The sequence below is a fragment of the Tardiphaga sp. genome (genome assembly GCF_028290785.1).
GTDB lineage: Bacteria > Pseudomonadota > Alphaproteobacteria > Rhizobiales > Xanthobacteraceae > Tardiphaga.
Window position 1 is genome coordinate 1 of sequence record NZ_JAQGJD010000095.1, and the last position, 19,524, is coordinate 19,524.

19 protein-coding genes are annotated in these 19,524 nt (G+C 62.8%); 13 read left to right on the forward strand and 6 right to left on the reverse strand.

Going from position 1 to position 19,524, the window contains the following annotated elements; translation table 11 throughout:
• The 4 genes from JWR89_RS05250 to JWR89_RS05265 all read right to left on the reverse strand — a co-directional run.
• On the reverse strand, positions 1-892 hold an 892-nt coding region (locus JWR89_RS05250), incomplete at its 3' end, for an outer membrane beta-barrel protein (RefSeq protein ID WP_299712632.1).
• A gap of 392 nt (positions 893-1,284) precedes the next feature.
• Positions 1,285-1,857 (reverse strand): polysaccharide biosynthesis/export family protein, encoded by a 573-nt coding sequence (locus JWR89_RS05255; protein ID WP_299712635.1) that lies wholly within the window; start codon positions 1,855-1,857, stop codon positions 1,285-1,287.
• 111 nt (positions 1,858-1,968) lie between these two features.
• Positions 1,969-2,703: a metallophosphoesterase family protein gene (locus JWR89_RS05260; protein ID WP_299712638.1), complete on the reverse strand. Its 735-nt coding sequence runs from the start codon at positions 2,701-2,703 to the stop codon at positions 1,969-1,971.
• A 96-nt stretch (positions 2,704-2,799) separates the two neighbouring features.
• Entirely contained in the window at positions 2,800-3,018 is a 219-nt protein-coding gene (locus JWR89_RS05265; RefSeq protein ID WP_299712641.1) for a hypothetical protein, read from the reverse strand.
• A 436-nt stretch (positions 3,019-3,454) separates the two neighbouring features.
• Between JWR89_RS05265 and JWR89_RS05270 the strand changes: the two genes are divergently transcribed.
• The 11 genes from JWR89_RS05270 to JWR89_RS05320 all read left to right on the forward strand — a co-directional run bounded on the left by JWR89_RS05270 (position 3,455) and on the right by JWR89_RS05320 (position 15,236).
• Positions 3,455-4,258, forward strand: a complete 804-nt coding sequence (locus JWR89_RS05270; RefSeq protein ID WP_299712644.1) for a sugar transferase — start codon at positions 3,455-3,457, stop codon at positions 4,256-4,258.
• A gap of 148 nt (positions 4,259-4,406) precedes the next feature.
• Positions 4,407-5,201: an FkbM family methyltransferase gene (locus JWR89_RS05275; protein ID WP_299712647.1), complete on the forward strand. Its 795-nt coding sequence runs from the start codon at positions 4,407-4,409 to the stop codon at positions 5,199-5,201.
• A gap of 57 nt (positions 5,202-5,258) precedes the next feature.
• On the forward strand, positions 5,259-6,578 hold the full coding sequence (locus tag JWR89_RS05280) for a UDP-glucose/GDP-mannose dehydrogenase family protein (RefSeq protein ID WP_299712649.1): 1,320 nt from the start codon (positions 5,259-5,261) through the stop codon (positions 6,576-6,578).
• Between the two features lie 110 nt (positions 6,579-6,688).
• Positions 6,689-7,621 carry a LysR family transcriptional regulator gene (locus tag JWR89_RS05285; RefSeq protein ID WP_299712651.1) on the forward strand — a complete coding sequence of 311 codons (933 nt, stop codon included), beginning with the start codon at positions 6,689-6,691 and terminating at the stop codon, positions 7,619-7,621.
• A gap of 111 nt (positions 7,622-7,732) precedes the next feature.
• Positions 7,733-8,623 carry a shikimate dehydrogenase gene (locus JWR89_RS05290; protein ID WP_299712652.1) on the forward strand — a complete coding sequence of 297 codons (891 nt, stop codon included), beginning with the start codon at positions 7,733-7,735 and terminating at the stop codon, positions 8,621-8,623.
• Positions 8,624-8,683: 60 nt separating this feature from the next.
• Positions 8,684-9,823 carry an ABC transporter substrate-binding protein gene (locus JWR89_RS05295; RefSeq protein WP_299712654.1) on the forward strand — a complete coding sequence of 380 codons (1,140 nt, stop codon included), beginning with the start codon at positions 8,684-8,686 and terminating at the stop codon, positions 9,821-9,823.
• A 201-nt stretch (positions 9,824-10,024) separates the two neighbouring features.
• Complete coding sequence (locus tag JWR89_RS05300) at positions 10,025-10,900, forward strand: branched-chain amino acid ABC transporter permease (protein WP_299712655.1); 876 nt, start codon at positions 10,025-10,027, stop codon at positions 10,898-10,900.
• Positions 10,897-11,892 (forward strand): branched-chain amino acid ABC transporter permease, encoded by a 996-nt coding sequence (locus JWR89_RS05305; RefSeq protein ID WP_299712657.1) that lies wholly within the window; start codon positions 10,897-10,899, stop codon positions 11,890-11,892. Before JWR89_RS05300 ends, JWR89_RS05305 begins: the two co-directional genes overlap by 4 nt.
• On the forward strand, positions 11,889-12,632 hold the full coding sequence (locus JWR89_RS05310; protein WP_299712659.1) for an ABC transporter ATP-binding protein: 744 nt from the start codon (positions 11,889-11,891) through the stop codon (positions 12,630-12,632). The genes JWR89_RS05305 and JWR89_RS05310 overlap by 4 nt, the downstream gene beginning before the upstream one ends.
• Positions 12,633-12,642: 10 nt before the next feature.
• The gene (locus JWR89_RS05315) at positions 12,643-13,383 is read left to right on the forward strand and encodes an ABC transporter ATP-binding protein (protein ID WP_299712663.1); all 741 of its coding nucleotides are present in this window, start codon (positions 12,643-12,645) and stop codon (positions 13,381-13,383) included.
• Positions 13,380-15,236 carry a sugar phosphate isomerase/epimerase and 4-hydroxyphenylpyruvate domain-containing protein gene (locus JWR89_RS05320; RefSeq protein ID WP_299712666.1) on the forward strand — a complete coding sequence of 619 codons (1,857 nt, stop codon included), beginning with the start codon at positions 13,380-13,382 and terminating at the stop codon, positions 15,234-15,236. The genes JWR89_RS05315 and JWR89_RS05320 overlap by 4 nt, the downstream gene beginning before the upstream one ends.
• Positions 15,237-15,518: 282 nt before the next feature.
• Here JWR89_RS05320 and JWR89_RS05325 read toward each other — a convergent pair whose 3' ends face one another.
• Complete coding sequence (locus JWR89_RS05325) at positions 15,519-15,782, reverse strand: hypothetical protein (protein WP_299712669.1); 264 nt, start codon at positions 15,780-15,782, stop codon at positions 15,519-15,521.
• 226 nt (positions 15,783-16,008) lie between these two features.
• Here JWR89_RS05325 and JWR89_RS05330 point away from each other — a divergent pair, with 226 nt between their 5' ends.
• Both JWR89_RS05330 and JWR89_RS05335 read left to right on the forward strand, forming a co-directional pair.
• Positions 16,009-17,811, forward strand: a complete 1,803-nt coding sequence (locus JWR89_RS05330) for a gamma-glutamyltransferase family protein (protein WP_299712672.1) — start codon at positions 16,009-16,011, stop codon at positions 17,809-17,811.
• Between the two features lie 266 nt (positions 17,812-18,077).
• On the forward strand, positions 18,078-18,815 hold the full coding sequence (locus JWR89_RS05335) for a DUF2786 domain-containing protein (RefSeq protein WP_299712675.1): 738 nt from the start codon (positions 18,078-18,080) through the stop codon (positions 18,813-18,815).
• Here JWR89_RS05335 and JWR89_RS05340 read toward each other — a convergent pair whose 3' ends face one another.
• Positions 18,816-19,022, reverse strand: a complete 207-nt coding sequence (locus tag JWR89_RS05340) for a hypothetical protein (RefSeq protein ID WP_299712678.1) — start codon at positions 19,020-19,022, stop codon at positions 18,816-18,818. It abuts the gene before it with no gap.
• Positions 19,023-19,524 lie beyond the last annotated feature (502 nt).

The following is a 19,524-nucleotide window of genomic DNA, read 5'->3' on the forward strand; positions in this document are numbered from 1 at the left end:
AGCCGGCACCGATTTCGCCGGTAATCAGATGGGCCAGACTGATCGTGACGCCCGACAGCGTTCGATAGCCCTGCGAATCCAGCGACTGCGCCGGCGTGCCACGAATATTGCGCTGGTTACCTTCGACACCGGCGAACCAGCCGAAAATCGGCGAGAACGCGTAGTCGAGACGGCCGTGCACGGCATAGATCTGGCCGTCGCGACCGTCCTGATTGATGATCGTGCCGTCCTGCGCGCGCGTCGATCCGTAATCGTAGGAATCCACACTGATGCCGGTGGAGGCCGCCAGCCGGTTGAATTCCTTGCGGATACTGACGTCGCCCGAGAACAGATTATAGGGCGTCGGCGATACGGCATTGGAGGGTGAACTCAGCGTGCCCACGCCTTCGTTGAGATGCGCGATCTGGAAGTTGGTCAGCACGGCGAGATCGTGGGAGACGTCGTACCAGGCATTGCCCTTCAGGCTGGCATTGGTCTGGTTGAGACTGGAGTTCTCGTTATAGATCGTCGATTGCGTGTCCAGCTTGATATCAATGCCGTGGCGCTCCCACAGCGTATGGGCGCGCAATGACGGCGCGATGACGGCAGCCATGTCCGCCCGCTTGTCGGTGTTCGATGAAAATACATTGCTGTCGTAGAAGGTTCCCGAAATCAGTTGCGGGTTGAACATCCAGGATCCCTGACGAATACCGACGGGCTCGTAACCAGGCTGCTGTCGCTGCTTCACCGGCATATCCTCTGGCGGTATCTCATCGCGCGCATCAGGCGGCGTGAGGTCCGGCAAGATCGACGGTTCGAATACCTTCTGCGCATTCCAGGGAGCGGCGACGACGTCGGTGCCGGATGGAATCACCTGCGCGCTTGCGGGCGAAGCAAGGCCGAGCACGATCATCGTTGCGGAGCCCGATGCGAATCCAAACCCGCGTCGGCGTCCGGGCGAGACTGCCAAGCGTGCCGATTTGTCGCGATCAACAACAATACCCGGGCATATCAACGCACGATTCATCCATCTTCCCTGGTGAGGACGATCATTCACTGTTAGACCGCTCCCAAACGTCACAGCACCGTCAGCAGGAGCACGAGCCTGCGCCGACTTCGACGAGCAATGGCGTTATGGAAAATACGTCTGACAGAACGAATGAGCGTTCGTGAGTATACGTGCGAATGGATCAACGCTTCTGCGCTGCAACATCATACACATCGTAAAGAGACGACACTATGGCAGAGACCGCACTGCGAAGTTTTGTTGGTGCGCCCGCGATGCTCGCACTTGATGCAAGTCGCCTAAAAGTAGCGCTCGGGAATGCGAATATTATCGCCAGGAAAGACTCGAACCGGTGCGTCGAGCGGATAAACTTCTTCCGTGGCTCCGCCGGCACGACGCAGGAACACTTTGCTCTCATTGGCGCGATAGGTAAATCCGCCTGCGCTGGCCACTGCATCCAGAATGGTCATCCCGATTCGGTAAGGATATTCGCCGCTCTTCTTGACCTCGCCGAGAATGTAATAGGGGCGATACAAGGCAATCTCGATGTTGACACGCGGATCCCGCACGATTCCTTTGGATAGGGCTGCTGCGATCGAGCGCTCGAGCTGCCCGGTCGTGAGGCCGGCCGCCTTGATGCGTCCCGCCAGCGGGATCGAGGCGTAGCCATTGCTATCGATCTCATACTCGCCGCTGATGTCCGCTTCGCCATATACCTTCAACCGAATTCTGTCAGTCGGTCCAAGCGTATAGGCACCGGACGCCGCTTGTTGGCCCTGCGCTGCTGCGGGGACGGACGAAATCGCATTTGCGGCAGCCAGCATCAAGAAGAGACACAGGCCCGCAACGCTAAATGGTCGTTTCAACATCATGAAATCCTAGGCGTGGTAATCGACCTCGGCGCGGTCGGTGAATTCAATCTGAACATTACTCTCGCAAACAAGGCAAAAGCATGTGACGCCTCGTGCAGTTCTGTCGGCGAGCTACAGAATCAGGATGCTGTCGCCTTCGATGGCGATGCACGTCAGTACTCCGGTGCGCCACGCCCCGGTATCGATGTTGACGCGATTGCTGCGGATGTCGGGATGCGGCACCGGCGTGTGACCGTGCACGATGTACTTTTCATGCTGGTCGGTAGAATTGAGAAACTCGTTGCGGATCCACATCAAGTCGTGCGGTTCCTGCAATTCGATCAACACGTTGGGGCGGATGCCCGCATGCACGAACAGAAAGTCGCCGCAACAAAAGCTGTTGCGCAGACATTGCAGGAAAAGGTCGTGCGCGCGTGGAAAAGCCGCGCTGAATTGTTGATGGAGCGATTGCGGCGTTTGCTGACGCGCCGTCGAAGAAATGCCATACGATGACAGCGTCTGCCGCGCGCCGAGCGGTAGCCAGTGCTGCAACTCGGCGGGATCGTCGAGAAACGCCTCCAGCATCGCCTCATGGTTGCCGCGCAGGCAGATCGCGCGATTTCGAACCATCCTGGTTGCCAGCAGAGTAATCACGCTGCTCGATTCCGGGCCGCGGTCGATGTAATCGCCGAGGTAGACTTCGGCTGAATACCGGATCGGCCTGCGTTGAAGATCGTCGTCAATGCGCGCGACAACATCGGTCAGCAGATCGAAGCGACCGTGAATGTCGCCGACGGCGTAGACGCGCGTCTCCGCCGGCAGCGAAGCGGGTGTGGGCTGCGGAATCGTGGCGAAGGGGTGCGACATTTTGGGACTGTCGTCACGGATCCGCGCCGTGGTCAATCGGTCGCACCACCGGCAGCATGACCGCGAGGTTGTGATGCAGATTCGATCGTCGGCAAATCAGAAGAAAATCAGGCGCACCGCCACAATGATGGCAAACCAGGCGATGGCGTTCGCCAGAATGAAACGATTTCGCATCCGGCGACGAGAAATATTCGTTTCCGGGTCAATCGCGAAATTTGTAGGCCGCATGTCAGCGGGGCGCGCGGCGGAACGCGATTCGCGGATCGGTGGGTCGGCCAGCGTCGTCGTGTGACTCGTTCTGAGTTTCGCGATCATGATAAAACCGGTGCGCTAAATGCCTGATTGCAATGGCAGAATAGAATAGACCGTTTAGCTTTTGATGAATCGCGCGAAAACAACTGAGACCATTTACTTCATTTTTATTAAGCTTGATCGTTGCCTCACTCCAGTGGCCGCGGCGATTTCTTTGAACCCGTTCGCTGTAACAATTCTGCATGACTGCGTCACCGTACACGCAGCGTAAATTTATAGCACGGCTCGTAACTATCTCGCATTGCAAATCAATCTTCGCATTGCACCAATCTGTCATGATGCGCCGCAAACAATTAAGCCGCGCTCATCGCCTTAGCGCCGCATTTCCCTCATCAACTTCAGAAAAGCTCGTTGAAGAGAAATTGCTGCCCGTCTGCTGGGGAAGAATTCGTCAGCAATCCTGCCGTCAGAATGAGGAGGATCGACCGTTTCAGACAAAGTGCGTGCTGCCGCCTTGGCATTCTCAGACTTCGGAAGAAAGCAAAGCGCAATGATTTCGACAGTGACAACAGCCAGATTCAACCACGACAATTCGTCGGCGCTATGGGATCGGCGGAGGGCGATATCGGTACGCCCGGTCGAGTTCTCCAGCCGTCCGAGCTACCGCGCCCGCCGCCCGGTTGCAGCGACCCGCGCCGGACCTTCCAGTTCCGTCGGAAAGCGAATTTTCGACATAGCCGCTGCCGGCGCCGCATTGCTTTTTTTCGCGCCTTTGTGGATTGCAGTTGCGATCGCGATCAAGATGACGTCGCCGGGACCCGTGCTGTTCCAGCAGAGCCGCTACGGATATCGCAACCGGTCGTTCCGCATCTATAAATTCCGCTCGATGCGAACCGACGCTTGTGACGCCGGCGTCCAGCAGGCTGTCCAAGGGGATTCGCGGGTCACCCCGGTCGGAAAGATCCTGCGCATGACCAGTCTCGATGAGATTCCGCAGCTTCTGAATGTCATCAAGGGCGATATGTCGCTGGTCGGTCCGCGGCCCCATGTCCCGGGCATGCTCGCGGCCAACGTCCCCTACGAGGAACTGGTGCCGTATTATTTTCAGCGGCACACCGCCCGCCCGGGAATCACGGGGCTTGCACAAGTGAGCGGCTGCCGGGGCAGCACGGTTGAGGCGTCCCGCGCGATCGCCCGGATCGACTACGACCTCGATTACATCGAAAAATGGTCGCTGCGCATGGATCTGATGATCATCGTACGCACCGTTCGCCGCGAGTTCCTGTCCGGCAGCGGTTTCTGACCGGTCGGCCCGGACTTCTCCGGGCCACCACCTTGGCGCGCAGCACCTTATTCCCTTGGCATCCATGAGGACGGAGATATCCCGCCGCCCGCTTTACCGCGGACGACGTGAGGTCGGTCCTGTCATTCTCTTGGCAACAGAGGCGCAAATGATGAACACCGCACAGCAGACCAAGAACTTTCTGAAACAGACCTTTCCGTCGATCTGGCTGCAATGGCACTTCGCCCATCGGCCCAAGACCGCGGAACGCGAACTGTCCTATCTCGACAAGATCGTGCCGCCCTGGGCGCTGACCGTCGATGTCGGCGCCAATTGCGGGCTCTACACGCGGGAGTTGGCCCGGTTGTCGAAGCAGGTCTATGCCTTCGAACCGTCGCAGGAGATGGCGACGCTGCTGCGGCGGACGTCGGCTGCCAACGTGACGATTCATGAAATGGCGCTGTCGGATCAAAACGGCGACGCAGAGTTGTTCATTCCCCAGAGCGAAGACGGGCTGGTCCACGGTCTGGCGTCTCTGGAGCCGCAGATCCACGCGCCGGGCAAGCGTCTGCTATCGACCCAGGTGCCGATGGCGCGGCTCGACACCATCGTCGAGGAGGAGGTCGCCTTCGTCAAAATCGATGTCGAAGGTCATGAGCTGAATGTTCTCAACGGCGCCACCGGTCTGATCGATCGCTGCCAGCCGGTTTTCCTTGTCGAAGCCGAGGACCGCCACCGCGCCGAAGCGACGCGGTCGGTGTTTGAATTCTTCGAGGACAAGTCCTATCGCGGCTTCTTCCTGATGGACGATCGCGTCACGCCGATCGATCAATTCCAATCCGACGAAATGCAGGATGCCAGCGCACTGATGTCGGACGGCGGCCGCAAGACCGGCCAATTCTACGTCAACAACTTCTTCTTCTTTCCACCGCACCTCGACGGCGAAGCCATTCTGAACAGCTAGCTTCTCGGTCAGGTCACGAAACAGCGCGAACGTCGCGGGCGAACAACAGGATTATAAATGCGGATTGCCATGGTGGGTGCCGGCTATGTCGGACTGGTATCGGGGGCGTGTTTTTCGGATTTCGGGCATCATGTCATCTGCGTCGATACCGACGCGCAGAAGATCGCAGCGCTCAACAAGGGAGAAATCCCGATCCATGAGCCCGGCCTCTCCGAACTGGTGACCGTCAACATCAAGCAGGGGCGGCTGCGCTTCGTCAGCGACATGAAATCGGCGGTGGAAAATGCCGAGGTGGTGTTCATCGCGGTCGGAACGCCGTCGCGGCGCGGCGATGGGCATGCCGATCTGTCCTATGTTTACGCGGCGACGCGCGAGATCGCCGGCTTCCTGCCGGACGGTGCGGTGGTGGTGACGAAGTCGACCGTGCCGGTCGGCACTGGCGATGAGGTCGAGCGCATCATCCGCGAGGAAAAGCCGGACGGCCGTTTTGCCGTGGTTTCGAATCCGGAATTCCTCCGCGAGGGGGCCGCAATCCGCGACTTCAAGCATCCCGATCGCATCGTTATCGGCACCGACGACTTGCGGGCGCGCGGCGTGATGGGCGAAGTCTATCGGCCGCTGCACATCAACTCCTCGCCGATCCTGTATACCGATCGTCGAACGGCCGAGCTGACGAAATACGCGGCCAACGCATTCCTCGCCACCAAGGTCGCCTTCATCAACGAGATCGCCGATCTGGCCGAGAAGGTCGGGGCCAACGTGCAGGAAGTGGCGCGCGGCATCGGTCTCGACAACCGCATCGGCCTCAAATTCCTGCATGCCGGGCCGGGCTATGGCGGTTCCTGCTTCCCCAAGGACACGCTGGCGCTGATCAAGACCGGGCAGGATAACGAGTCGCCGCTACGCATCGTCGAAACGGTGGTGGCCGTGAACGACCAGCGCAAGCGGGCGATGGCGCGCAAGGTTTCGGTCGCGTTCGGCGGCAACATCCGCGGCAAGACCATCGCCGTGCTCGGCGTCACCTTCAAGCCCGACACCGACGACATGCGCGACGCGCCCTCGATCCCGCTGATCACCGCGTTGCAGGATATGGGCGCCGAGGTGCGGATCTTCGATCCCGTCGGCATGGAACAGGCCAAAAAGGTGTTCGTCGACGTCACGTTCTGCGACAGCGCCTATGACTGCGCCACCGGCGCCCATGCGCTGGTGATCGTGACCGAGTGGGAGCAGTTTCGCGCGCTCGACCTGCAGGAAATGGCGTCGATCATGGCCAGCTCGGTGATCGTCGATCTGCGCAACATCTATTCGCCGGAAGAGGTCAAGCGGAACGGCTTTCTGTACTGCGGCGTCGGCCGGCCCAACGCGGTCGCCTACTGACCCTTGTTCAACTGCCGCCGTGACGACGGGTGGCCGACCATGGCATAGGCATGCCATGGTCGGTCCGGTCAGCGCTTTCCCGCGCTGGCGTTCGTTGCGGGGGTAGGCGAATGATGACGTTGCGTCAGGTCGAGGTGATCCGTGCCGTCATGGTCACCGGCACCATCGGCGGCGCCGCCAAGCTGCTCAACGTCTCGGCCCCCGGCATCAGCCGGCTGGTCAAGTACACCGAAAAGTCGCTGGGCATCCGTTTCTTCCAGCGCCAGAACGGTCGCTATTTTCCGACTCCGGAAGCGCACAACATCTTCGAGCAGATCAACGGCGTCTACAAGAAGGTCGATGACCTCACCGAGATCATCTCAAAGATCGGTCGCGGCGCGCTGTCGGAATTGCGGATCGGCTCTGTGCCGTCAATCTCCCAGGTGATGGTGCCGCGCGCGATCGAGAAGGTGCGGCGGCGCTACCCGGAAGTCCGCATCGACATCAACATCCTGAAGCTCGAGGAAGCCATCGACTACCTGCTGCTCGGCCGTGGCGACTGCGTCGCCATGAGCTACCGGCTCGAGCACCCCGGTCTGGATTTTCTGCCGCTGGCCTCGGGCGAACTGTTCTGCATCGTGCCTGAAGGCCACGAACTGGTGGGCCGCAAGCAGGTATCCGCGAAGGAAATCATCCGTTATCCGCTGATCGGCATCGATCCCAACGATCCCTACGGCCGGATCATGGCCGAGATATTCGCCCGCTATAAACTCAAATACGACATCACCATCCGGGCCCGGTTCGGCACCACGGTCTGCGCGCTGGTCAAGGCCGGGCTGGGCATCGCCGTCATCGACCAGTTCACTGTCGCCCATGGCGGCTATCCCGGCGTCGTCGCGGTGCCGATCATCGAGCCCACCCATTTCGACACCTATATTGCCGTGAAGCGCGGCGCGCCGCTGTCGTTGCATATCGAGCACTTCATCGACTGCCTGCGCGCCGAGATGCGGGCGGTGGGCCCGCGGGCCGCCAAACAGCCGGTGGCGCGGTCTCGAAAAAAATAACATCGTGTTATGTTTGTTGCATAACAGGGTAATTGTGTTAGATCGCCATCGCGCTATCCTGATGTCGATTTCGTGGCACTCCATGCCGTCTTGCACATTGGCCATCCGCTTATGATTTCGCTTGCGCCAATCCCGCCATCGTCCGGCCGCCGGGTTCTCACCGGGCTGCTCGGCGCCCCAATCGCGCATTCGGCCTCACCGGCCATGCATGAACGCGCCGCCGACGCGCTGGGCGCACGCTGCCACTATCAGTTGATCGAGGTCGCCGGCGCCAGCCGTGACGAACTGCAACTGTTGCTGGAAGGCGTCCGCCGGCTGGGCTTTGCCGGCATCAACGTCACGTTTCCCTACAAGGAAGCCGTGCTCGATCTGCTGGATGATCTGTCGCCGGGGGCCAAAGCGATCGGCGCCGTCAACACCGTGGTGGTGCGCGATGGCCGTTTGACCGGCCACAATACCGATACCACGGGCTTTGCACGGGCCGTTAGGCAACTGGTCGAGGCCTCCGGTCGCGGTCCGGTCGCGGTGATCGGCACCGGCGGCGTCGGCAAGGCGATCGCCTTTGCGCTGGCGGATCTCGGCGTCACCGAAATCCGGATATTCGATACCGACCGCGCCAAGGCCGAGCACCTGGTGTCGCTGCTGCCGGCCGGGCAGAACGTCGCTATTGCCGCCAGCGTCGAGGACGCGTTGCGCGGCGCCGTCGGCGTGGTCAACGGCACCCCGGTCGGAATGTCGCCGAACAAGGGCACGCCGGTGCCCGACGCCTTGCTGCGCTCCGACCTGTGGGTCGCCGATGCCGTCTACTCGCCGCTGTGGACGCCGCTGCTGCTGGCGGCCAAGGCCAAGGGCGCGCCGGTCATGACCGGGCGCGACCTGGCGATCTATCAGGCCGCGGACGCCTTCGAACTATTTACAGGATTGAAGCCTTCGACCGTCGAAATGGGAATTGCTTTCGACGCCGTGATGGCCAAAAGGTACCCTGCAACTAATGCAGCATGACAACGCGGCCGGATACAAGGCCGCGGTAAACGACCGAAACGACAACCAAGGGAGGACTTTATGAAGCCTGTATTTTTGGCGAGCGCCTTGCTCGCGACCATCATGACCACTGCCGCATTCGGACAGGGCGCGCCGATCAAGCTCGCCAACGTCGCCGAGCTGTCCGGTGGCGGCGCCACAGTCGGCACCAACTGGAAGAACGGCATCGATCTCGCCATCGAGGAGATCAACGCCAAGGGTGGCGTGCTCGGCCGCAAGCTGGAAGTCACCCACGCGGACTCGCAGTCCAACCCCGGCGTCGCCCGCGCCCAGGTGCAGAAGGCGCTCGACGCCGAGCCCTACGTTTTGCTCGGACCCGGCTACTCCGGCTCGGTGAAGGTCACCGCTCCGCTCGCCGCCGAAGCCGGCATCACACAGATCATGGGCGGCGAGGCCGCCGAACTCACCCAGTCCGGCAACAGATTCCTGTTCCGCACCTCGTTCGGCCAGCAATCCTCGATGCCGAAAGTGGCGAAATACATCAACGATGACTTGAAGGCCAAGTCGGTGGCGATCGTTTGGGTCAATAACGACTTCGGCAAGGGCGGTCGCGACGTCATCACCAAGGAATTCGCCAAGTACAACATCAAGGTCGCCGCCGACATCTCCACGGAAGCGGGACAGGCCGACTTCGCCGCCGACGTCAGCAAGATCAAGGCCGCGGCGCCAGAGGCGGTGTTCATCTACGTCAACGAGGAAGAGAGCGCGCGCATCCTCAAGGAGCTGAAGCGCCAGGGCATCACCGTGCCGCTGATGGGCGAGACCACCCTGGTCGGCCAGAAAGTGATCGAGCTCGCCGGCGATGCCGCCAATGGCGCCCGTGGCCACGTCGGCCTCACCACCGATGCTCCGGTCGAACTGATCAAGGCGTTCCGCGACAAGTTCGTCAAGAAGTACAACTACGTGCCGGATCACAACGGCCTCAAGGGCTGGCTCGCGATCTACATGATCAAGGCTACCACCGAGAAGATGGGCAAGGTCGACTCCAAGGGGTTTGCCGATGCCCTGCACGGCTTCACCATCACCGCCGCCAAGGAGCCCGGCATCCTGATGGACGCGACCTTCGACGCCAATGGCGACATCGACCGTCAGGGTTTTCTGGCGGAAGTCGTGGAAGGCAAGCAGGTCATCAAGCAGGTGCTGCCGAAGCTGAATAACTGAGCGGTGCTGTTAACCTCTCCCCACTTGCGGGGAGAGGTCGGAGCCGAGCGTCAGCTCGGCTTCGGGTGAGGGGAGCCAGAGTTTCTCTCACAAGAGCCCCTCACCCCAGCCCTCTCCCCGCAAAAGCGGGGCGAGGGAGCGCGCGGCCGGTGCTTCAATGCGATATCGCGTCGCAAGCTATCTGGAGATTTGGAGTCACCCATGTCCAACCTGCTCGATCTTCTTGTCGCCGGCCTCGCCACCGGCGCGATCTATGCGATTGTCGCGGTCGGCTTCACGCTGTTGTGGCAGACCTCGCAGACCATCAACTTCGCGCAGGGCGAATTCGTCATGCTGCCGGCGTTCCTGATGCTGGCGGCGATGCAGGCCGGCGCGCCATTCTGGCTGGCGATCCTGATCGGCATCCTGCTGTCGATGCTGCTGCTCGGTCTCGGCTTCAAGATGTTGCTGGTGGATCCGATGCTGCGCCACGGCGTGCTGCCGCTGGCGATCGCCACCATGGCGCTGGCGATCGGCATCAAGGAAGCCGTCAAGCAGTTCTGGAGCGCCGAGGCCTCGCCGTTCCCCTCCATCGTGCCGACCGGCGACATCTCGATCCTCGGCCGCCCGGTGGCGCTGCAGAGCATCGGGGTGCTCGCGCTCGCCATCCTCGCAGTGCTCGCGCTGACCACGCTGTTGAACCGCACCTCGATCGGCCATCAGATGCAGGCCGCCGCACAGAACCCGACGGTGGCGAAGATCATCGGCGTGCCGGTCGAGCGGATGATCCTGTTCACCTTCCTGATCAACGCCTTCCTGGTGGCGCTGGCTTCCGTCCTGATCACGCCGATCTATCTGGCCAAATTTTCCAGCGGCGAAGTGCTCGGCCAGGCCGCCTTCATTGCGGCCATCGTCGGCGGCTTCAACCAGGTCCGCGGCGCTATCGCCGGCGGGCTGCTGATCGGCGTCGTCGATAATCTCGCCGCCGCTTATGTCTCGACGCAGTACCGCGCCGCGGTGCCGCTGATTTTGCTGATCGCCGTCATCCTGCTGCGGCCGCAGGGCATGTTCGGCCGGCCCGAGGAGCGCACGGTATGACCGCGGGCAAATATCTACAGATCGCCTTTGGCGTGATCGTCATCGCAGCGCTGATCGTCGTGCCGATGAATTTCAACCGCTACGGGCTGTTCATTCTCAGCCAGTGGGCGGTGATGACGATCGCGGCCATGGGACTCAACCTGACGCTGGGCTATGCCGGTCAGGTCTCGCTGGCTCAGGGCGCCTTCGTCGGCATCGGCGCCTATGCCGCGGCGATCATGACCTCAAACGGCCTGCCGCTGATCGCCGCCCTCGGCGTCGCCATCGTGCTGTGCTTTGCGATCGGCTGGATTCTCGGCTACCCGGCGCTGCGGGTGCAGCACCACTATCTCGCTTTCGTCACGCTGGCGTTCTCGACGCTGGCCTTCCTCGTATTCCGCAACGAGGACTGGCTGACCAAGGGCATCTACGGCATCAGCAACATTCCCCGGCCGGAAATATTCGGCTTCCCGACGCGGCGGCCGTTGCCGTTCTATTATCTCTGCCTGGGCTCGCTCGGCATTGTCTCGCTGGCGGTATGGTGGCTGATCCGCTCGCCGTGGGGCCGCGCCTTCGTGGCGCTGCGTGAGAATCCGGTCCGCGCGCTGTCGCTCGGCATCGATACCCGCCGCTACACGCTGATGGCCTTCGCCATCGGCTCGGCGCTCGGCGGCGTCGCGGGGACGCTGTATGCGCCACTAACCCAGTACGTCGATCCGGTTCCGTTCAGCCTCGCGCTGTCGCTCGATCTGTTGATGATGGTGATCGTCGGCGGCTCCGGCTTCTTCTTCGGCCCGTTTCTCGGCGCGATGATCGCGGTGCTGCTGCCGGAATGGCTGCGCTTCACGCAGGGCTATTACCTGATGTTGTACGCCGTCGCCGTGATCCTGCTGCTGATCTATTCGCCGACCGGCATCCTCGGCATCCTTGACCGTTACATGGCCGAACGCCGCACCAAGGCGGCATCCGCCCTGCGCGCCGTCGCCAAGTCCAGACTGGAAACAGCGCCATGACCGCCGTTCTCGAAGTCACCAATATCAAGAAGAGTTTTGGCGGCATCCATGCCGTCAACGGCGTCTCCTTCGATGTCCAGGAAGGCGAGATTCTCGGCCTGATCGGACCCAATGGCTGCGGCAAGTCTACTTTGTTCAACTGCATCCTCGGCCAGCTCACGCCGAGCGATGGCGAGGTCAAGGTCGATGGCAAGGTTGTCACCGGAATGCGGCCCTCGGAGCTGAACGGCCTCGGCGTCAGCCGCACCTTCCAGCTCTTACAGGTGTTTCCCAAATTGTCGGTGCGCGAAAACCTGATCCTCGCCGGACAGGAGCACCAGGGCAACATGCTGTCGCGGCTGCTCGGCCCGTCCGACGCCGGCCTCACGGCAGCTGCCGACCAGATGATCGGCTTCTTCAAGCTCGATCATCTGGCGAAGGAGCCCGCGGGCGGTCTCTCTTACGGCCAGCAGAAATTGCTTGATGCGGCGATGGCCTTTATGGGCGGGCCGCGGCTGGTGCTGCTCGACGAACCCGCCGGCGGCGTCAACCTCACCATGCTGGCCGACCTCAAGGACCGCCTGCGCGCGATCAATCAGGAGAAGCGCGCCACCTTCGTGGTGATCGAGCACAATATGGAATTCGTGATGTCGCTGTGTACGCGCGTGATGGTGATGGCGGAGGGCAAGGTGCTCGCGGTGGGCAGCCCCGCCGAAGTCCGCGCCAATCCCGCCGTCATCGAAGCCTATCTCGGACATTGAGGAGCGACCGATGAGCGACGCGATCCTGGACGTTCAGAACCTGGTCGGCGGCTACGGCAAGATGACGATCCTCAACGGCACCACGTTTTCGGTGCCGGCCGGATCCATCACCACCGTGATCGGCCCGAACGGCGCCGGCAAATCGACGGTGTTCAAGGCGATCTTCGGCCTGTTGAAGCTGCGTGAGGGCAAGGTCACCTTCAAGGGCCGCGACGTCACCGGCCTCAGCCAGCGCGCGCTCTTGTCAGCCGGCATCTGCTACGTGCCGCAGGGCCGCAACATCTTTCCGGAACTGTCGGTGCGCCACAATATCGAGCTCGGCGCGGTCGCTGCGGGCCGCGACATCACCGACCTGCCCGCGCGCATCGAATCTGCGCTCGACAAGTTTCCGGTGCTGCGCCAGAAGGCGACGCAGCAGGCCTCCACGCTGTCAGGCGGCGAGCAGAAACAGCTCGAAATCGCCCGCGGATTGCTGCTCAATCCGCAACTGGTGCTGATCGACGAGCCTTCGATCGGCCTGTCGCCGCTGATGGTGCTGCAGACTTTCAACATCCTGAAGGAGCTGCGCGACAAGGGCGTCTCGATCCTGATGATCGAGCAGAACGCCCGTTCGGCGCTGGAGATTTCCGATTTCGGGATTGTGCTCGAACTCGGACAGACCCGCCTGTTCGACAAGGCCGACCGCGTGCTCAACGATCCCCGCATCGGGGCGCTATTTCTCGGCGGCGCCATGACGGACACCGCGGCATGACCAAATATTCCATTGCCACCGTGTCGCTTAGTGGCGCGCTGGACGACAAGTTGCGTGCCATCGCCGCGGCCGGCTACGACGAAGTGGAGATCTTCGAGGCGGACCTGCTGTCGTACAGCGGCAGCCCGCGCGAGGTCGGGCAGATGTGCCGTGATCTCGGCCTGAAGATCTGCGCCTTCCAGCCGTTTCGCGATTTCGAAGGCATGCCCGAGCCGCAGCGCGCCCGCAACTTCGTCCGCGCCGAACGCAAATTCGACCTGATGCGCGAGTTGCAGACCGATCTGATGCTGATCTGCAGCAATGTCTCGCCGGCCGCGCTCGGCGGCATCGACCGCGCCGCCGCGGACTTCCACGAGCTCGGCGACCTCGCGGCACGGCACGGCATGCGCGTCGGCTTCGAGGCGCTGGCGTGGGGTCGGCACGTCCGGGACTATCGCGACGCGTGGGAAATCGTGCGCCGCGCCGACCACCGCTCGATTGGCGTTATCCTCGACAGTTTTCACGCGCTGGCGCCGGGCTTTCCGGTCGCCGCGATCGCCTCGATCCCGGCGGACAGGATTTTCCTGGTGCAGTTGGCCGATGCGCCGAAGCTCGGCCTCGACGTGCTGCCGTGGAGCCGGCATTTCCGCTGTTTCCCGGGACAGGGCGATCTGCCCGTCACCGGCTTCATGGAGGCGGTGATGGCCACCGGTTACAGCGGTCCGTGGTCGCTGGAAATCTTCAACGACCAGTTCCGCGCCGGGTCTGCCGCGCGTATTGCGACCGACGGCCTGCGCTCGCTGATCCTGCTGGAGGATCTGCTGGCGGGACCGAAAGCGATGCTGGAGCCGCCGGCGCGCAGCCACGGCGTCGGCTTCATCGAATTCGCCGTCAACGAAGCCAGCGCCGCCGGCCTCGCCGCGCTGCTGCAGCAGCTTGGCTTTCGCAAGACCGGCGCTCATCGCAGCAAGGCCGTCGAGCGATGGTCGCAGGGCCGCATCGAACTGGTGATCAACCACGAGCACGGTGGCTTTGCGCATTCGCATTACGTCACCCACGGCCCCGGCGTCTGTGCCATCGCCCTCGACGTCGACGATGCCGGCAAGACCATGGCGCGCGCCGAGGCGCTGAAGGCGAAGACGTTCTATCAGCCGGTCGGTCCCGGCGAGTTGGAAATCCCCGCGATCCACGGCGTCGGCGGCAGCCTGTTGTATTTCCTGGATCACGCCGGCAACAACTGGGACACCGATTTCGAGACGTTGCGCAGCGACGACGAGGGCGACCGGCTGACAGCGGTCGATCACATCTCGCAGTCGATGCCCTATGAGGAGATGCCGTCGTGGCTGCTGTTCTACATCGGCATCCTCGATCTGCAGCGGCTGCCGCAAATGGAGATCGCGGATCTGGTCGGCCTGGTGCAAAGCCAGGCGCTGATCAATGACAACCAGACGCTTCGCGTCGTGCTCAACGGCTCGTCGGCAACGCGGACCCTGTCAAACCGCTTTATCTCGGAGTTCTTCGGCTCCGGCGTGCAGCATATCGCCTTCGCATGTGACGATATCTTCGCGGCCGTGGCCGCCATGCGTCAGCGCGGCGCCAGTTTTCTGAAGATTCCGGAGAACTACTACGACGACGTCGAAGCCAAATACGGCCTCGATGCAGCCACCATGGCGGCGCTGCGCGACAACCAGATCCTGTACGACCGCGAGGGCGACGGCGAGTTCTTCCAGATCTACACCCACGCCTTCGACGAGCGGTTCTTTTTCGAAATCGTCGAGCGCCGCAACTATCACGGGTTCGGCGCGGCGAACGCGTCGATCCGGCTCGCCGCGCAGACCAGGGAGACCAAGCCCGTCAGCATTCCGAGGGTGTGAGCGTTTTTCGCAATGAACGGTCCCTCAACCGTCATTGCGAGGAGCTCTTGCGACGAAGCAATCCAGACTGTCCGTGTGGCTCTCTGGATTGCTTCGCTCAGCGAAAGTCGCCTTCGGCGATTTTCGCTGGCTCGCAATGACGCGGTTGGGCCCGTCCATTCCAAAATGCTCTAGGAGGCGTCGTACGCTGCGGAGCCGGGACAAGATGGAATTGCTCAATCCTGACGGATAACCCGTGGTTGCCGGCAACAAAAAAGAGGGCCGAAGCCCTCTTTTGTCGTCTTACCAGCGGTGGCCGCGATGCCAGCCGCCCCGATGCCAACCGCCGCCGTAGCCATAATGCGGGCGGCCGTAGCCGTAGCCGTACCCATAGCCGCGGGTGCGGAAGCAGCGACCGAAGCGGTCGCAGACCAGCCGGACCTGTTCGACGTTCGACGCGATGTCGGTGTTGGTCGCCAGACCGATCGGCATCGCCGAGGCGGCTCCGGTGGAAAGCGCCGCGCCGCCGAGCGCCACGAGGCCAGCGAGTGCAAGTTTCAGTTTCATGATGATCTCCCAATGCGCGAGGTAGTGCATGCATCGTAGGGAAATTGCGATGAACCGCCGATGAGCGGAGGGTTCATCGAGATTAAGAGTTGGTAACCCCCGGCGCACGCGAAAGCTGTGTCACGATATAGCTTCGTGTGGCGCGGAACTCGCTGCGATTGGCATGCGATCCAAGCTGTGATCAATTGCCGCGGCAACATCCAGCCGAGCGAAAGATCCTGAACTCATGGGCAACATCAATCCCGATCCCTTCACCACGCGACCGGAAATCGAAGGGACGTTCGGCGTCGTCACCTCGACGCACTGGATCGCGACGGCCGTTGGCATGGGCATTCTCGAAAAGGGCGGCAACGCGTTCGATGCCGGCGTCGCCACGGCCTTCACGCTGCAGGTGGTCGAGCCGCACCTCAACGGCCCCGGCGGCGACGTGCCGATCATCGTCCACGACGTGAAGCGCGCGAAAACGGAAGTAATCTGCGGGCAGGGGCCGGCGCCCGCCGGCGCCACCATCCAGTATTATCGCGATCAGGGCCTCGACATGGTACCCGGCACCGGCCTGCTGGCGGCCTGCGTGCCCGGCACGTTCGAGTCCTGGATGCTGCTGCTGCGCGACTACGGCACCGTCAAGCTGCGCGACGTGCTCGAACCCGCCATTTTCTATGCCCGCGACGGCTATCCGCTGGTCGAGCGCGCCGCCGCCACCATCGCCACCGTCGAACAACTGTTCCGGCAGCACTGGCCGACCTCTGCCGCGGTCTATCTGCCGAACAACGAAGTGCCGATGCCCGGCACGCTGTTTACCAATCCCGCTTTGGCGGCCACCTATCAGCGCATTCTCGACGAGGCCGAGAGCGTCGGCGGCGACCGCGATGCCCAGATCGAGCGCGCCCGCGCGACGTGGTCGAGCGGCTTTGTCGCCGAAGCGATCGGTCGCTTCTGCCGCACCCAGGACGTCATGGATGTCACCGGCTCGCCGCACAAGGGCGTGCTGACCGGCGACGACATGGCGAAGTGGGCGCCGACCATCGAGGCGCCGCTGACCTACGACTACGGCCGCTACACCGTGTGCAAGCCCGGCGTCTGGAGCCAGGGCCCGGTGATGCTGCAGCAACTCGCGCTGCTGAAAGGTTTTGCGCTCGACGGCCTGGACGTCGCCGGCCCCGAATTCATCCATCTGCAGATCGAATGCGCCAAGCTGGCCTTCGCCGACCGCGAAAAATTCTATGGCGATCCCAACTTCAGCGAGATCCCGATCGCGACGCTGCTGTCCGACGCCTATAACGACGAGCGCCGCAAGCTGGTCACTAATACCGCCTCGCTCGAGTTCCGGCCCGGCTCGATCGAGGGCTTCGGCTCGGTGATCCAGCAGCGCCATCAGGAAGGCCGTCGCGAGGCGGTGGGCGCCATGGGGGCCGGCGAGCCTACCGTCGGCCGGTTCGGCGAAGTGCGCGGCGACACCGTGCATTTCGACATCGTCGATCAGGCCGGCAACATGATTTCCGCGACGCCGTCGGGCGGCTGGCTGCAGTCGTCGCCGGTGATTCCGGAACTCGGTTTCTGCCTCGGCAGCCGCGCGCAGATGTTTTGGCTGGAAGAGGGACATCCGGCGGCGCTGGCGCCCGGCAAGCGGCCGCGCACCACGCTCAGCCCTTCGATGGCGCTGCGCGACGGCGAGCCCTACATGGCCTGGGGCTCGCCGGGCGGCGACCAGCAGGACCAGTGGACCACGCAGTTCTTCCTGCGTCACGTCCACGCCAAGATGAATCTGCAGGAAGCCATCGACGCGCCGGCCTGGCATTCCGAGCATTTCCCGATCTCGTTTTGGCCGCGCACCTCGCGCCCCGGCGTGTTGGTGATCGAAGACCGCGTGCCGAAGGCGACCATCGACGCGCTGACCAAGCAGCGCCATATCGTCGAAGTCGGCCCCAGCTGGTCGGAAGGCCGCCTGACGGCCGCCTCGAAGGTCGGCCGCCGTCGCCGCGCCGCCGCCAATCCGCGCGGCATGCAGGGTTATGCGGCGGGCCGCTAGCTCGCGATCGATCGCGCGGATTGACGCAATCTTGTCCCGGACGCGGTGCGGCATTGTTATGCCGCTCCGCAGAGCCGGGACCGTGCCAAGCGTCGGCGTTTTTGACGGTCCCGGTTCTGCAGCGCATGACGCCTCCTGACGGAGGCGCATTGCACTGCGCCCGGGACAAGAGTCGATTAGCTCGATCCGGCTCTCGCCGGGGCATTTGTGGCAGCGCGGCCGCATGCTAAGGCCGGGGCAGGATCTCCTCCCCGGGAAATGCATTCGTGGACCCATCGCCCAATCTCGCCGCGCTCGACAAGCTGAAGACGCGCATCCAGGCGTTGCGCGCCAAAACCATCGACAATGGCTGCACCGAGGACGAGGCGCTGTCGGCCGCCGCCAAGGTGGCGGAACTGCTCGATCGCTACGACCTGTCGCTCACCGACGTTGAAATCCGCGAGTCGTCGTGCGAGCAGCGCGCCTTCGAGACGTTTCGCAAGAAGCGCATCCCGCTCGACGACTGCATCGGCTCGATCGCGCTGTTTTGCGACTGCCGGGTCTGGCGCGAGAAGAACCACGCCGGCGAAAGCCGCTATGTGTTCTTCGGCCTGCGCTCGGACATCGAGGTGGCGCACTACCTGACCGAACTGATCGACGGCGCCGTGCGTGCCGAACAAGGGCGCTACAAGACGTCGGCCGAATACCAGAAATTCCGCCACAACGAACGTCACCTCGCCAACGCTTCGTTCGCGCTGGGCATGGTGTCGTCGATCGCCCACAAGCTGACGGCGATGAAGGCGGCGCGGGACCAGGTCGGAATCAGCACCGGCCGCGGCCTTGTCGCGGTCAAGGCGGCGGTGGTCGATACCGAATTCGACAAGCTGGACCTCAAGCTGCGGACCCAGCGCGGCGGCAGTCGGATGGTGTCGATGGAAGCCTATGAGGCGGGTGGCGTGGTCGGCGCGTCGCTGGCCATCAACCCCGGCATCGGCGAAGGCCGCCCGGTTCGGAGAACGCGCTGATCAGCGTACCGCGCTGGTGCCGGAGGTGGTGACCATGACCGGCTTGCCGGCCTTGAGGACGCGGGCGCTGGCGGTCTGGGTGGCGCCGTCTTGAGCGCCGTTTCGGGCGACGACGCCAAATCCGGCCAGCGCGACGCCAGCGACCAGCGCTATCATCACAATCTTCAGATGGGTCGATCGGTCGGCACTGTGCAGCGAGTGGTTCATGGCGGCCTCCTGCCGTCTCTGCGGCTTCCCTGTGTGGAGAGAAGTACCGGGCAGCGGTTTCCGGCCGATGGCGTCGGGCCGGAAATGTGTTTCGTCGCCGGGGAGAATTGTTTCGTCGAGCGCTACAGGCGGTAGTTCGATAGGGCGGCCCAGCGCCGTCATCCTGAGGTGCGAGCGCTTGCGAGCCTCGAAGGACGACGGCGCGGAACACCATCCTTCGAGGTGAGCCGAAGACGGCTCACACCTCAGGATGACGACACAGAAGGTCTCTTGATAAAAGTCCTAATATGATTATATTCCGACGCATCCTTTTTCACGAGGGGCGCTTCATGAGGCGTCTTGCGGTGGAAGAAGGACAGCGGCGCCTGCGGGCGGGGGGAGGACGTATCCCCGCGCACTCGGGAGGCCGGGGGTAACCGTCCGTGCCCACTACGGGGCGCTGCCTTCAATGGCTGGACGCGGACAGGTGGAAGGCGGGCGAAAGCCGGCCGGATCCGCGGCC

What these genes read in the sequence shown, in the direction of transcription:
- JWR89_RS05255 (WP_299712635.1), bottom strand. Translation starts at nt 1,857, where the DNA reads ATGATGTTGAAACGACCATTTAGCGTTGCGGGCCTGTGTCTCTTCTTG.
- JWR89_RS05260 (WP_299712638.1), bottom strand. Translation starts at nt 2,703, where the DNA reads ATGTCGCACCCCTTCGCCACGATTCCGCAGCCCACACCCGCTTCGCTG.
- JWR89_RS05265 (WP_299712641.1), bottom strand. Translation starts at nt 3,018, where the DNA reads ATGATCGCGAAACTCAGAACGAGTCACACGACGACGCTGGCCGACCCA.
- JWR89_RS05275 (WP_299712647.1), top strand. Translation starts at nt 4,407, where the DNA reads ATGATGAACACCGCACAGCAGACCAAGAACTTTCTGAAACAGACCTTT.
- JWR89_RS05280 (WP_299712649.1), top strand. Translation starts at nt 5,259, where the DNA reads ATGCGGATTGCCATGGTGGGTGCCGGCTATGTCGGACTGGTATCGGGG.
- JWR89_RS05285 (WP_299712651.1), top strand. Translation starts at nt 6,689, where the DNA reads ATGATGACGTTGCGTCAGGTCGAGGTGATCCGTGCCGTCATGGTCACC.
- JWR89_RS05290 (WP_299712652.1), top strand. Translation starts at nt 7,733, where the DNA reads ATGATTTCGCTTGCGCCAATCCCGCCATCGTCCGGCCGCCGGGTTCTC.
- JWR89_RS05295 (WP_299712654.1), top strand. Translation starts at nt 8,684, where the DNA reads ATGAAGCCTGTATTTTTGGCGAGCGCCTTGCTCGCGACCATCATGACC.
- JWR89_RS05300 (WP_299712655.1), top strand. Translation starts at nt 10,025, where the DNA reads ATGTCCAACCTGCTCGATCTTCTTGTCGCCGGCCTCGCCACCGGCGCG.
- JWR89_RS05305 (WP_299712657.1), top strand. Translation starts at nt 10,897, where the DNA reads ATGACCGCGGGCAAATATCTACAGATCGCCTTTGGCGTGATCGTCATC.
- JWR89_RS05310 (WP_299712659.1), top strand. Translation starts at nt 11,889, where the DNA reads ATGACCGCCGTTCTCGAAGTCACCAATATCAAGAAGAGTTTTGGCGGC.
- JWR89_RS05315 (WP_299712663.1), top strand. Translation starts at nt 12,643, where the DNA reads ATGAGCGACGCGATCCTGGACGTTCAGAACCTGGTCGGCGGCTACGGC.
- JWR89_RS05320 (WP_299712666.1), top strand. Translation starts at nt 13,380, where the DNA reads ATGACCAAATATTCCATTGCCACCGTGTCGCTTAGTGGCGCGCTGGAC.
- JWR89_RS05325 (WP_299712669.1), bottom strand. Translation starts at nt 15,782, where the DNA reads ATGAAACTGAAACTTGCACTCGCTGGCCTCGTGGCGCTCGGCGGCGCG.
- JWR89_RS05330 (WP_299712672.1), top strand. Translation starts at nt 16,009, where the DNA reads ATGGGCAACATCAATCCCGATCCCTTCACCACGCGACCGGAAATCGAA.
- JWR89_RS05340 (WP_299712678.1), bottom strand. Translation starts at nt 19,022, where the DNA reads ATGAACCACTCGCTGCACAGTGCCGACCGATCGACCCATCTGAAGATT.